Here is a 13,530-nt window from a genome sequence, read left to right as displayed (position 1 = left end):
CCCTTGGAACTGACGCCCGCCTTTGACGACTTTTCCCGCGCCTATGATGCGGGCAAGAACCAGGTCGTTTACGCCCGCCTGGCCGCCGATCTGGATACGCCCGTCTCGCTGATGCTGAAACTGGCTGGCGCCCAAAAGGACGCCTTCATGCTGGAATCAGTGACCGGGGGCGAAGTGCGCGGCCGTTACTCGATCATCGGGATGAAGCCCGATCTGGTCTGGAAATGCCACGGCACCGAAAGCTGGCTGAACCGGACCGCGCGGTTCGACCCCGAGGCCTTCGTCAAGGATACGACCGACCCGCTGGCCGCCCTGCGCGGCATCATCGCCGAGTCGAAGATCGACCTGCCCGAGGATCTGCCCGGCGCCTCTGCCGGCCTGTTCGGCTATCTGGGCTATGACATGATCCGCCTGGTCGAGCATCTGCCCGACGTCAACCCCGACCCTCTGGGCCTGCCCGATGCGCTGATGCTGCGGCCGTCTGTCGTGGCGGTGCTGGACGGCGTCAAGGGCGAGGTGACCGTGGTCAGCCCCGCCTGGGTCAGCGACGGCCAATCGGCCCGCGCCGCCTATGCCCAGGCCGCCGAGCGCGTGATGGATGCGGTGCGCGATCTGGAACGCGCCCTGCCCCAGGCCAGCCGCGATCTGGGCCAGGCGCACGAGGCCGGCGCGCCGGTCTCGAACTTCTCCAAGCAGGGCTATATGGACGCGGTCGACAAGGCCAAGGACTATATCCGCGCGGGCGATATCTTTCAGGTCGTGCCCTCGCAGCGCTGGACGCAGGATTTCCCGCTGCCGCCGTTTGCGCTCTATCGTTCGCTGCGCCGGACCAACCCGTCGCCGTTCATGTTCTATTTCAACTTCGGCGGCTTCCAGGTGATCGGTGCCAGCCCCGAGATTCTGGTGCGCGTGTTCGACCGTCAGGTCACCATCCGCCCAATCGCCGGCACCCGCCCGCGCGGCGCCACCCCCGAAGAGGACAAGGCGCTGGAGCTGGACCTGCTGGCCGACCAGAAGGAACTGGCCGAGCACCTGATGCTGCTGGACCTGGGCCGCAACGATGTGGGCCGTGTCGCCAAGATCGGCACCGTCCGCCCGACCGAGCAATTCATCATCGAGCGTTACAGCCACGTGATGCACATCGTCTCGAACGTGGTGGGTGAACTGGCCGAGGATCAGGACGCGCTGTCGGCCTTTTTTGCCGGGATGCCCGCGGGGACTGTGTCCGGCGCGCCCAAAGTCCGCGCGATGGAAATCATCGACGAACTGGAGCCGGAAAAACGCGGCGTCTATGGCGGCGGTGTCGGCTATTTCAGCGCGGGCGGCGATATGGACATGTGCATCGCCCTGCGTACGGCCATCGTGAAGGACGAAAAGCTGTATATCCAGGCCGGTGGCGGGGTCGTCTACGACTCTAATCCCGAGGCGGAGTACATGGAGACCGTGCACAAATCCAACGCGATCCGGCGTGCGGCCGCCGATGCCGCGCGGTTCGTGCGGTCGGGCAACGACTGAGGGCGTCGGGGGGCTCTGCCCCCCACGTTGAAAATCTGTGATTTTCAACGCTCCCCCCGGGATATTTGGGAAAAGAAGAAGGACAGGGACGATGCGCAAGAAGACAGGTTCGGGCGCGCGGCCTCGGGTCATTCTGTTCAACAAGCCGTTCGATGTGCTGTCGCAATTCACCGACAAGGGCACCGAAGGGTCCGCGCGGCGTACGCTGTCGGAATTCATTGACGTGCCGGGCGTCTATGCCGCCGGGCGGCTGGATCGTGACAGCGAAGGGTTGCTGGTGCTGACCGATGACGGGCGGCTGCAGGCGCGGATCGCCGATCCGAAGGCCAAGACCTCGAAAACCTATTGGGTGCAGGTCGAGGGCGAGATCACCGACGAGGCGCTGGAGCAGTTACGGCGCGGCGTGATGCTGAAGGATGGCATGACGCGACCCGCGCAGGCCGAGCGGATCGAGGAACCGGCCGGGCTGTGGCCGCGCGTGCCGCCGGTGCGGTTTCGCAAATCGGTGCCGGATGGCTGGATCGCGCTGACCATCACCGAGGGCCGCAATCGCCAGGTGCGGCGGATGACGGCGGCGGTGGGCTTTCCCACCCTGCGGCTGATCCGCTATCGCATAGGCGACTGGACCCTGGACGGGCTGGACAGCGGCACCTGGCGCGACGCTTAGGGTTTTTGCGCCAGCAACAGTGCCGAGATCGGCGCCAGCGCCACGCTGGAGGCGCGATCCTGCAATCCCCACAGCAACAGGGCCGAGATCGTGTCCGGCCGCATCCGACCCAGCATGATGACGCCGTTTTCCTCTTGCCGAGCCTTGAAGGCAGCCTGGTCCAGGAACCGGCGGATGACCTGGGCGTCCTGCTCCTTACCGTCGAAATCGCGGAACACGGTGGCCGAGGGCACGCCTTCCTTGGCGGCCAGTTTCTGGGCGGTGTTCAGCCCCTTGGGGAACAGCACCAGGCCGTGGCCGGTTTCCGTCAGGATCGCGGCCAGCTGGTCCGAGACGGGCTTGGTCTCTTGCAGGCCGGTGGCATCGCCTTCCATCACGGCGACCGTTTCGGGCAGCTTGTTCAGCGCGCCGCGCAGCAGGGTTTCGGCATCGGCGGGCGTGGCGCCCTGCGGCATGTCTAGCAGGGCCATCACCTCGAACCCGGCGGCGCGGTAGCGGGCCATACGGTCAGGCGCGTCCGGGGCGAAGGCGTCGACGGCAAAGGTCAGCGGATAGGGGAAGGCGGCCAGCGCCTCGGCCCCGACGCTGCCGGTGCCGTCATCCAGCAGGATCACCGACATCAGCGGCTTGGCTTCGGGATTTTCAAAGGCGACGGCGTTGGCGCGGATCGGCGGGGTCGTGTCCTCGGTCACCACTTGGGCGGGCTCGTCCTTATCGGTTAGCGAGCCTGCGGGAGTGCCGATGCGCGGGCGCTCGGCCTCGGGCTCTTCGTCTGTCACGCTGGGCAGCGGCTCGGCGCGCTGGGGCGGCACGGGCGGTGCGCCGTCTTCAGCACCGGGGCTGACATCCGCGGCCTTGTCCTGTTCGGGGAAAGCCTTTTCCTCGGGCGCCTCGGGGGCCGCAGGCTGCGCCGGATCGGTCGAGATCCGCGCGTCGTCGCCCGCGGGCGCTGCGGGCTGGTCAACCTCGGTCACCGGGCTGGGCGCAGTGTCGTCCCTGCCCGTTTCGGCGGGGGGCGCGGCATCGGCAGGCGGCGTCAGCGTGCCCTCGGGTTCTCCGGTTTCGGGTTTGCTGGCGGGTTGGGTGGCGTCCTCGTTGACCGGGTTGCCGGCCTCGGTCGCGGGCGGCTCGATCTTGGGGGCCTCGGCCGGCTTGGGCGCGGCCTCGCCTCCGGGCAGCGTCGGTTGGGTGTCCTCGCGCTTCCCCTCGAAATCCGAGCCCGCAGGCACCTCGACCGCGCCGGTTTTCGGGGCGGGGCCATCGCGCAACGGGTACATCAGCGACATCGCGCCAATGCCCAATCCCGACACGATCATCCCCGTCACGAACCCGCGAAAGACGCCTTTTGCCACGCTGCTGCCCTCTTGTTTCTTCTCATCTCTTTGTCGCGATTGGCACCCTGCCCCTTGACGGTCCCGGCCAACCCTGAACAAGTATACCGCGACCAGAGGGGGCGCCTCCAGCCCCGAAAACCGACTGCCACAGGGAAAAGACCGCCCCGATGCTGCTCTTGATCGATAACTACGACAGTTTCACTTACAACCTTGTGCATTATCTGGGCGAATTGGGCGCAGATGTGGTTGTACGACGCAATGACGCGCTGGATGTGCAGGCCGCGATGGCGATGAACCCCGCCGGCATCCTGCTGTCGCCCGGTCCTTGCGATCCGGATCAGGCCGGTATCTGCCTGGCGCTGACCCAGGCCGCGGCTGAAACCAAGACCCCGCTGATGGGCGTGTGCCTGGGCCACCAGACCATCGGTCAGGCCTTCGGCGGCAAGGTCGTGCGCTGCCACGAAATCGTCCACGGCAAGATGGGCACCATCCATCACACCGGCAAAGGCGTGTTTGCAGGGCTGCCCAGCCCGTTCGAGGCGACGCGCTATCACTCGCTGGTGGTGGACCGCGCCACCCTGCCCGACTGCCTTGAGGTCACCGCCCACCTAGAGGACGGCACAATCATGGGCCTGCAACATCGTGAATTGCCGATCCACGGCGTGCAGTTCCACCCCGAATCCATCCGCTCGCAGCATGGCCACCAGATGCTGCAAAACTTCCTCAACGTGATGAAAGTCCCGGCATGAGCGACGCGCTGAAACCCCTCATCGGTGCTGCCGCCGACCGCCCCCTGACCCGAGACGAGGCTGAAAAAGCCTTCTCCATCCTTTTCGAAGGCGAGGCCACGCCCAGCCAGATCGGCGGTTTCCTGATGGCCCTGCGTACCCGTGGTGAAACGGTGGACGAATACGCCGCCGCCGCCGCCGTGATGCGCGCCAAGTGCCACAAGGTCGCCGCCCCCGCAGGCGCGATGGACATCGTTGGCACTGGCGGCGACGGCAAGGGCACGCTGAATATATCCACCGCCACGGCCTTTGTTGTCGCAGGCGCGGGCGTACCGGTCGCCAAGCATGGCAACCGCAACCTGTCGTCCAAATCCGGGGCGGCGGACGCTCTGGGCCAGATGGGCGTCAACGTCATGGTCGGCCCCAAGGTCGTCGAAAAGGCGCTGGCCGAGTGTGGCATCGCCTTCATGATGGCCCCCATGCACCACCCCGCGATGGCCCATGTCGGCCCCGTCCGGGCCGAGCTGGGCACCCGCACCATCTTTAACATCCTCGGGCCGCTGACCAACCCGGCGGGCGTCAAGCGCCAGCTGACCGGCGCGTTTTCCCGCGCCCTGATCCGCCCGATGGCCGAAACGCTGGGCCGTCTCGGCTCGGAACGCGCGTGGCTGGTACATGGCTCGGACGGCACGGACGAGTTGACCATCACCGGCGTCAGCTGGGTCTCGGCACTGGACACCGACGGCAGCATCGCTGATTTCGAGGTGCATCCCGACGATTTCGGCCTGCCCGTTCACCCGTTCGAGGCGATCGTCGGCGGTGATCCGTCGGAAAACGCCGATGCCTTCCGCGCGCTGCTGAACGGCGCCCCCGGCGCCTATCGTGACGCGGTGCTGCTGAACGCCGCTGCCGCGCTGAAAGTGGCCGGCAAGACCGAAGACCTGAAGGACGCCGTCGAAATGGCCCGCGAAAGCATCGATTCCGGCGCCGCCAAACAGAAAATCGAGGCCCTGGCCCGCATCACCTCGGAGGCAAGCGCATGACCGACACCGGCACCGTTCTGGACAAGATCAAGGCTTACAAGCTGGAAGAAGTGGCCGCCGACAAGGCCGCCAAACCCCTGTCCGCCGTCGAGGAGGCCGCCCGCGAGGCCAGCCCCGTCCGCCCCTTTGCCGATGCGCTCTTTACCGCCTCTCGTGAAGGCTATGGCCTGATCGCCGAGGTGAAAAAAGCCAGCCCCTCCAAGGGCTTGATCCGTCCGGATTTCGATCCGCCCGTGCTGGCCAAAGCCTACGAGGACGGCGGCGCGACCTGCCTGTCCGTGCTGACCGACACCCCCAGCTTTCAGGGCGCCAAGGACTACCTGACCGCTGCGCGCAACGCCACCTCGCTACCCGCGCTGCGCAAGGATTTCATGTATGACACCTACCAGGTCGCCGAAGCCCGCGCGCTGGGGGCCGACTGCATCCTGATCATCATGGCCAGCGTCAGCGACGCCCAGGCGCAAGAACTGGAAGACGCCGCCACCGACTGGGGCATGGACGCCCTGATCGAAGTGCATGACGAGGCCGAGCTGGAGCGCGCAGCCAAGCTGAAATCGCGCATGATCGGCGTCAACAACCGCAATCTGAAAACGTTCGAGACCTCGCTGGACACCACCCGCCGTCTGGCCCGTCTGGCCCCGGCGGATCGTCTGCTGGTCTCGGAATCCGGCCTGTTCACCCCCGAGGATCTGCGCGACATCGCCCGCTACGGCGCGCGTTGCTTCCTCATCGGCGAAAGCCTGATGCGTCAGGACGACGTGGCCGCCGCCACCCGCGCGCTGCTGGCCAACCCCTTGATGCCGGGGCAAATGTGATGTCGGGCCTGACCCATTTCGACGCCAAGGGCGACGCCCATATGGTCGACGTGTCCGACAAGGCCGTCACCTCGCGCATCGCCACGGCCGAGGGCTGGATCAAGATGGCCCCGCAAACCTATGATATCATTGCCGAAGGTCGCGCGAAAAAGGGTGACGTTCTGGGCGTGGCCCGGCTGGCCGGCATCATGGGCGCCAAGAAAACGCCCGACCTGATCCCACTGTGCCACCCTCTGCCCGTGACCAAGGTCGCGGTCGAACTGACGCTGGACCCCGACCTGCCCGGCGTCCGGATCGAGGCCACGGTGAAAACCACCGGCCAGACCGGCGTCGAGATGGAGGCGCTGACCGCCGTCAGCACCGCCGCGCTGACGGTCTATGACATGAGCAAGGCCGTCGATAAGGCGATGGAGATCGGCGGCATCCGCGTCACCTTGAAAGACGGCGGAAAATCAGGACGTTACGAGGCACAATGATCACCGTTTCCGAGGCGCTGGAGCATCTGTTTTCCCTGGTCACCCCGCTGGGCACCGAAACCGTGCCGCTGGCGCAGGCCGTTGGCCGGGTGATGGCCGAGGATGCCACCGCCGTTCGGACTCAGCCGCCCTTTGCGGGCTCGGCGATGGATGGCTACGGCGTGCGCGCCGATGAGGTCGCCGTCGGTGCCAAGTTCAAGATCATCGGCGAATCCGCCGCTGGCCGTGGCTTTGACGGTTTCGTCGGCCCGGGCGAGGCCGTGCGCATCTTCACTGGCGCACCGGTTCCCGAAGGCGTGGATTTCGTGGTGATCCAGGAAGACGTGGACCGCTTCGTCAACACCATCACGATCGAGCGTGACCCCGGCGACAACGCCAATATCCGCCCCGCCGGAAACGATTTCGCCGCCGGTTTCACCCTGACCGCCCCGCGCACCCTGTCGCCCAACGAGGTGGCCCTGCTGGCGGCCATGAACATCCCCGAAGTGACGGTCTATCGCCGCCCTGACATCGCGCTGATCTCGACCGGGGACGAGCTGGTCATGCCCGGCGACACCCCAGGCCCCGACCAGATCATCGTCTCGAACACCTTTGGCCTGAAGGCGCTGTTCGACCGCGCCGGGGCTGTGACGCGGATCCTGCCGATTGCCAAGGATGATCCGGCGTCCGTGGAAACCGTGTTCGAACTGGCCGAGGGCGCCGATCTGGTGATCACCATCGGCGGGGCCTCGGTCGGGGATTACGACATCGTCGGCCAGGTCGCGCAAGAATTGGGGATGCAGCAGAGTTTTTATAAGGTGAAGATGCGCCCCGGCAAACCGCTGATGGCCGGCCGCATGGGCGAGGCGCTGATGATCGGACTGCCGGGCAACCCGGTGTCGGCGATGGTTTGCGGCAATGTCTTCGTGCTGCCGGTGGTCGACGCGCTGCAGGGCCTGCCCCCCGCCGCCCGCCCGCGCCAGTCCGCCCCGCTGGCGGCCGCGATCCCCTCGAACGGCCCGCGAGAGCATTATATGCGCGGACGGGTCGAGAACGGACGCATGACGGTGTTCGAGCGTCAGGACAGCTCGCTTTTGTCTGTACTGGCCGAGGCGAACGCCCTGGTCATCCGCCCGCCCGAAGACGGCGCGCGCCAGACCGGCGACCTGGTCGAGTACCTGCCGATCTAAGGGGGCGCTGCCCCCTCGGGTGAAAATCCGGGATTTTCACCCACACCCCCGGGATATTTTCAAAAAGAAGAAGACCGGGTTTGCGGGGATATGTTGACACAAAACGGGAACATGCGTAGAACAAATCCAAACCGGACGGGATTGGAGGTGGCCTATGCTGACCAAAAAACAACTGGATCTGTTGCAGTTCATCCATAAACGGATGCAGCGCGACGGGGTGCCGCCCTCGTTCGACGAGATGAAGGAGGCGCTGGATCTGCGCTCCAAATCCGGGATCCACCGGCTGATCACGGCGCTGGAGGAGCGCGGGTTCATCCGCCGTCTGGCGCATCGGGCGCGGGCCATCGAGATCGTGAAACTGCCCGAGGCACTGGGCGGCGAGGCCGGGTTCGTGCCGCGCGTGATCGACGGAGACCGTCCCGACAGCGTGCTGCCTTCGGCGTTGCCCGTCGATGTGGTGCAGGCGGTGGAGCTGCCGGTGATGGGGCGGATTGCCGCCGGTGTGCCGATCGAAGCGATTGCCCATGTGTCGCATCACGTGGCCGTGCCGAACCAGATGCTGTCTGGCCGGGGCGAACATTACGCGCTGGAGGTCAAGGGCGACTCGATGATCGAGGCCGGGATCAACGATGGCGATGTGGTGATCATCCGCGAGACTTCGGCGGCCGATAATGGCGATATCGTCGTGGCGCTGGTCGAGGATCACGAGGCGACGCTGAAGCGGTTCTACCGGCGTGGCAACTCGATCGCGCTGGAGGCGGCGAACCCCGCCTATGAGACCCGCGTTTTCCCTGAGGATATGGTGAAGGTGCAGGGTCGGCTGGTGGGGCTGATCCGGACCTACTGACAACGGATCCACGGGCGGCAGCCGGTCTCGGACCGGACGCTGCGGTGGATGAGTTGATCTTGACGGCGATAGAGCGCCTGGGCGCCGGTGTGGCGCAATTCGGCGATATCGGTGGTGCGGCAAGGTAAATCTGGTGGCAAGGGCTGGTCTGAGATCAGCCATTCATCCGCTGAGCAGCTTGCCGATTGTGCCTTTTTCCCTCGTAGCACACGCAGATGCAGGCCGGCGACCTTGGGAGTGTCGGGCCAAAGCGCGGCGGCTGCAGTTTGGTCTGCAGGACCGCCGTCGTTTTCCTGCCAGCTGCGGGCGACGAAGCCCTGCCCCCGGCTGCGATCCAGCGCGCGACCCTGATCGGTCATCAGGCCGACCAGCGCGCCTTGGTCCGAGATCAGTAGCAGCGGGCGTTGCGTCTCGGCCCAGATCAGCAGGGCGATGAACATCGGCGCCAGCCCTAACCAGCGACCGCGCCCCTGCCACAGGCACAGGACCAACCCGCCGAGCGTCATTACCGGCAGAACCGGGCTGCCGGGCGTTGGCACCATGCGGACGGCACCCTCCATCCCCGCGATGTATTCGGCGACGCCCAAGATCCAGTCCAGCCCCAGCCCCATCACCCAGAGTGCCAACGCCTCCAGCCCCAGCGGCATCAGCACCATCGCCACCACGCCCGCCGGGATCACCAGCATACCCATCAGCGGCACCGACAGCAGGTTCGCCGCCAGCCCGAACTGCGACAGCATGTTGAAATGCGCCGCGCCAAAGGGGGCCGTGGCCATCCCCGCCACGACCGAGGAAATCACGACCGCCAGCACCGGCTGCATCCAGCGCGGGCCGATCCGCCAGCCGGTGTCGCGGATCGCGCCGAATACTGCCACCAGCGCGGTCGTCGCGGCAAAGGACATCTGGAAACCGGGGGACAGCAGCGCCTCGGGGCGCAGGGCCAGTACGATCAGCGCGGCCACCGCGACGGCGCGCAGCGACAGCGCGCGACGGTCAAAGATCAGTGCCACCAGCATGACGGCGACCATGACAAAGGCGCGCTCGGTCGCGATGCTGCCGCCGGACAGGACCAGATAGCCCGCCGCAACGATCAGCGCGCCCCCCGCCGCGATTTTCTTGACCGGCAGGCGCAGGCCCAGCCACGGCAGCGCCACCAGCATCAGCCGAAGTGCCGCAAAGACCACGCCCGCCAGCAGCCCCATATGCAGGCCCGAAATCGCCAGCAAATGCGCCAGGTTCGAGCGGCGCAGCGCCGTCAGCACCTCTTGCCCCATGCCGCCGCGATCGCCGGTCATCACCGCCGCCGCAAAGGCCCCGGCGCGCCCCGGCAGGGCGCGTTGGATGCGGGCGGACAGATGGGCGCGCAGGGCGGCAACTCCGCCCGGGCCGTCCTGCCACAGCACCACCGGATTGCGGGTATAGCCCATCGCACCGACCTGCTGGAACCAGGCGTGACGGCGGAAATCAAAGCCCCCCGGCTCGGTCGGGCCATTCGGGGGGGCTAGGTGGCCGGTCAGCTGCACCACCTGCCCCGGCACCGGCGCGGGCTGTCCCCAGTCGCCATGCAGCGACAGGCGCACGCGCCGCGGCACCTGTTGGACGCGGGACAGCACCATCCGATCCAGCGTAATCCGCACTGCGTCCGAGCCGGATCTGTCCACCGCGATCACACGCCCCTGCACCGGCCCATAGTAACGAAAGCCCAGCACCGGCCCCGCCTGCATCTGCGTGCGCGCCGTCGCCAGGCACAGCCCCAGCGCCAGCAGCCCCACCGCCCAGAACAAAGGCGAGACCTCGGGGCCCAGCCGCCAACCGCCGACCAGCCCGCACAGCGCCAGCGCACCGAGAATAACGATCAACCGGGCGTCCGGCTCAACCGGCATCTGGAAATACAGGCCGATCCCCAGCGCCATGCACACCGGCCCCCAGGGGAACAGGTGCAGGCGCTGTCCCAGCAGGACATCGCTGATGACCGGAATGCGCATCGCGCCCGTCCTTATCCTTGTCCTCTCTCCGAGGGGCCGCTAGACAGGCGGCAACGCTAACCCCCTCATGGTTACCGAAAGGTTAAGACCCGCATGTGCTCTGACGTCGTCACCCGCTTCGCCCCCTCGCCCACCGGCTATCTGCATATTGGCGGCGCCCGCACCGCGCTGTTCAACTGGCTTTACGCCCGCGGTCGCGGCGGCAAGTTCCTGCTGCGGATCGAGGATACCGACCGCGAACGCTCGACCCCCGAAGCAACGGCGGCGATCCTCAAGGGCCTCGACTGGCTGGGGCTGGACCATGACGGAGAGGTGATCAGCCAATTCGACCGCGCGCCCCGTCACGCCGAGGTCGCGCTGGAGCTGCTGGCGCAAGGCAAGGCTTACAAGTGCTTCTCGACCCAAGAGGAAATCCAGGCCTTCCGCGAGGCCGCACAGGCCGAGAAACGCTCGACCCTGTTCCGCAGCCCGTGGCGCGATGCCGATCCGTCGACGCACCCGGACGGCCCCTATGCGATCCGCATCAAGGCCCCGCAGGACGGCGAGACGGTGATCCGCGACCAGGTGCAGGGCGACGTGACCATCCGCAACGACCAGCTGGACGACATGATCCTGCTGCGCTCGGACGGCACGCCGGTCTACATGCTGGCCGTTGTGGTCGATGACCACGACATGGGCGTCACCCACGTGATCCGGGGCGACGACCACCTGAACAACGCCGCGCGCCAGATGATGATCTACACCGCGATGGGCTGGACCGTGCCGGTCTGGGCACACATCCCGCTGATCCACGGGCCGGACGGCAAGAAACTGTCCAAACGCCACGGCGCGCTGGGGGTCGAGGAATACCAGGCGATGGGCTACCCCGCCGCCGGGATGCGCAATTACCTGGCCCGTCTGGGCTGGAGCCACGGCGACGACGAGTTCTTTACCGACGCGCAGGCCAAGGACTGGTTCGACCTGTCGGGAATCGGCAAATCGCCCGCCCGTCTGGACTTCAAGAAACTGGAAAATATCTGCGGGCAGCACCTCTCGGTGGCCGACGATGCCGCACTGCTGCAAGAGTTGCTGGCATATCTTGACGTAAGCGGCAGTGATCCGTTGAGCGACACTAAAAAAACGCGGCTGGCGGCGGCTCTGCCCTTCCTCAAGGCGGCCTCCAAGACATTCCCGCAACTCATTGAAAAAGCTACATTTGCGCTGATTGAACGGCCAATTTCGCCGGACGAAAAGGCGGCCAAATCGCTGGATGATGTATCCCGTGGTATACTGAAAGAATTGACGCCGCACTTGCAAAATGCTAGCTGGGCGCGAGATGATCTGGAGGCAGCCGCCAATCAGGTCGCGGAAGCGCAGGGAATCAAGTTCGGACAGCTTGCTGGCCCCTTGAGAGCGGCCCTAGCCGGGCGTAGTGTAACCCCGAGCGTTTTCGATATGATGCTGGTCCTTGGGCGCGAGGAAACGATCGCCCGGCTGACCGATGCAACGGCCTGAAGGTAGGACACGGCCCCGCCGACCACCGAAAGCCTGTTGGACTACCAACGCCCGTGCGGTGCGCGCATGAGGCCAGTGACGAAGGGAACACTATGACTGAAAGCACCAGAACCGCTAAACTGACCCTTGACGACAAGACGCTGGAATTGCCGATCCTGACCCCGACCGTCGGCCCCGAGGTCCTCGACATTCGCAAGCTCTATGCGCAAGGCCACGTGTTCACCTACGATCCGGGCTTCACCTCGACCGCGGCCTGCGACTCGACCATCACCTACATCGATGGCGACGAGGGCATCCTGCTGCACCGTGGCTACCCGATCGACCAGCTGGCGGCCAAGTCGCACTACCTCGAAGTCTGCTACCTGCTGATGTACGGCGAACTGCCGACCGCAACCCAGCTGGAAACCTTCGAGACCACGATCACCCGCCACACCATGCTGCACGAACAGATGCAGTATTTCTTCCGTGGTTTCCGCCGCGACGCGCACCCGATGGCCACCATGGTGGGCGTGGTTGGCGCAATGTCGGCCTTCTACCACGACTCGACCGACGTCAACGACCAGAAGCAGCGTGAAATCGCGGCGCATCGCCTGATCGCCAAGATGCCGACCATCGCCGCCTGGGCGTACAAGTACTCGATCGGCCAGCCCTTCGTGTATCCGCGCAACGACCTGGATTACGCCGCGAACTTCCTGCACATGTGCTTCTCGGTTCCGGCAGAGCCCTACCACGTTGACCCGATCCTGGCCCGCGCCATGGACCGTATCTTCACCCTGCACGCCGACCACGAGCAGAACGCCTCGACCTCGACCGTGCGTCTGGCGTCGTCCTCGGGCGCGAACCCGTTCGCCTGTATCGCTGCCGGCATCGCCTGCCTGTGGGGTCCGGCCCACGGTGGCGCCAACCAGGCCTGCCTGGAGATGCTGAAGGAAATCGGCACCGTCGATCGCATCCCCGAATTCATCGCCCGCGCCAAGGACAAGAACGATCCGTTCCGTCTGATGGGCTTTGGTCACCGCGTCTACAAGAACATGGACCCGCGCGCGACCGTGATGAAGGAATCGGCCGACGAAGTGCTGGAGCTGCTGGGCGTCGAAGACAACCCGCTGCTGCAGGTCGCCAAAGAGCTGGAGCACATCGCTCTGAACGACCCCTACTTCATCGAGAAGAAACTGTTCCCGAACGTCGACTTCTACTCGGGCATCATCCTCGAGGCGATGGGCTTCCCGACCTCGATGTTCACCCCGATCTTCGCGATGTCGCGGACCGTGGGCTGGATCTCGCAGTGGAAAGAGCAGTTCTCGGATCCGCAGATGAAAATCGGCCGTCCGCGTCAGCTGTACCTGGGCGAAACCTACCGCGATTACGTCGACGTCGAAGATCGCGCCTGATTCTCTTGTCCCTAGGGCAAGACAACGCCGTCCCCTCGGGGGCGGCGTTTTTTGTTGCAAGTCCCG

Annotated in this window: 12 protein-coding genes; 10 read left to right on the top strand and 2 right to left on the bottom strand. The window is 65.9% G+C overall.

Annotated elements, in window-relative coordinates; all coding sequences use genetic code 11:
- The first annotated feature begins 3 nt into the window (after positions 1-3).
- Together trpE and E7681_RS07150 are read left to right on the top strand one after the other, a co-directional pair.
- Positions 4-1,515: an anthranilate synthase component I gene (gene trpE, locus E7681_RS07155; protein WP_136338597.1), complete on the top strand. Its 1,512-nt coding sequence runs from the start codon at positions 4-6 to the stop codon at positions 1,513-1,515.
- A 91-nt stretch (positions 1,516-1,606) separates the two neighbouring features.
- Positions 1,607-2,182 carry an rRNA large subunit pseudouridine synthase E gene (locus tag E7681_RS07150; protein ID WP_136338596.1) on the top strand — a complete coding sequence of 192 codons (576 nt, stop codon included), beginning with the start codon at positions 1,607-1,609 and terminating at the stop codon, positions 2,180-2,182.
- Here E7681_RS07150 and E7681_RS07145 read toward each other — a convergent pair.
- Positions 2,179-3,534, bottom strand: a complete 1,356-nt coding sequence (locus E7681_RS07145; RefSeq protein ID WP_246032421.1) for a divergent polysaccharide deacteylase family protein — start codon at positions 3,532-3,534, stop codon at positions 2,179-2,181. The genes E7681_RS07150 and E7681_RS07145 overlap by 4 nt on opposite strands.
- Positions 3,535-3,683: 149 nt before the next feature.
- Here E7681_RS07145 and E7681_RS07140 point away from each other — a divergent pair, with 149 nt between their 5' ends.
- The 6 genes from E7681_RS07140 to lexA all read left to right on the top strand — a co-directional run bounded on the left by E7681_RS07140 (position 3,684) and on the right by lexA (position 8,594).
- Entirely contained in the window at positions 3,684-4,265 is a 582-nt protein-coding gene (locus E7681_RS07140; RefSeq protein WP_136338595.1) for an anthranilate synthase component II, read from the top strand.
- A complete protein-coding gene (gene trpD / locus E7681_RS07135) occupies positions 4,262-5,287 on the top strand; it encodes an anthranilate phosphoribosyltransferase (RefSeq protein WP_136338594.1) in 1,026 nt (341 codons plus the stop codon). The genes E7681_RS07140 and trpD overlap by 4 nt, the downstream gene beginning before the upstream one ends.
- On the top strand, positions 5,284-6,102 hold the full coding sequence (gene trpC / locus E7681_RS07130; RefSeq protein WP_136338593.1) for an indole-3-glycerol phosphate synthase TrpC: 819 nt from the start codon (positions 5,284-5,286) through the stop codon (positions 6,100-6,102). The genes trpD and trpC overlap by 4 nt, the downstream gene beginning before the upstream one ends.
- Complete coding sequence (gene moaC / locus E7681_RS07125; protein ID WP_136338592.1) at positions 6,102-6,578, top strand: cyclic pyranopterin monophosphate synthase MoaC; 477 nt, start codon at positions 6,102-6,104, stop codon at positions 6,576-6,578. Before trpC ends, moaC begins: the two co-directional genes overlap by 1 nt.
- Complete coding sequence (locus E7681_RS07120; protein WP_136338591.1) at positions 6,575-7,747, top strand: molybdopterin molybdotransferase MoeA; 1,173 nt, start codon at positions 6,575-6,577, stop codon at positions 7,745-7,747. Before moaC ends, E7681_RS07120 begins: the two co-directional genes overlap by 4 nt.
- A 154-nt stretch (positions 7,748-7,901) precedes the next feature.
- On the top strand, positions 7,902-8,594 hold the full coding sequence (gene lexA / locus E7681_RS07115; protein WP_136338590.1) for a transcriptional repressor LexA: 693 nt from the start codon (positions 7,902-7,904) through the stop codon (positions 8,592-8,594).
- Here the strand turns inward: lexA and E7681_RS07110 are convergent.
- Positions 8,588-10,579, bottom strand: a complete 1,992-nt coding sequence (locus E7681_RS07110; protein ID WP_136338589.1) for a ComEC/Rec2 family competence protein — start codon at positions 10,577-10,579, stop codon at positions 8,588-8,590. The two genes, lexA and E7681_RS07110, sit on opposite strands and share 7 nt — an antisense overlap.
- Positions 10,580-10,672: 93 nt before the next feature.
- On the opposite strand from E7681_RS07110, the gene gltX reads away from it, so the two are divergent.
- Both gltX and gltA read left to right on the top strand, forming a co-directional pair.
- The gene (gene gltX / locus E7681_RS07105; RefSeq protein WP_136338588.1) at positions 10,673-12,073 is read left to right on the top strand and encodes a glutamate--tRNA ligase; all 1,401 of its coding nucleotides are present in this window, start codon (positions 10,673-10,675) and stop codon (positions 12,071-12,073) included.
- Between the two features lie 92 nt (positions 12,074-12,165).
- Entirely contained in the window at positions 12,166-13,464 is a 1,299-nt protein-coding gene (gene gltA / locus E7681_RS07100; RefSeq protein ID WP_136338587.1) for a citrate synthase, read from the top strand.
- Positions 13,465-13,530 lie beyond the last annotated feature (66 nt).

It is taken from the genome of Thalassobius vesicularis (assembly GCF_004799325.1).
GTDB lineage: Bacteria > Pseudomonadota > Alphaproteobacteria > Rhodobacterales > Rhodobacteraceae > Thalassobius > Thalassobius vesicularis.
The sequence above is the reverse complement of the archived record's forward strand: the minus strand, read 5'-3'. Positions and strand labels throughout refer to the sequence as shown.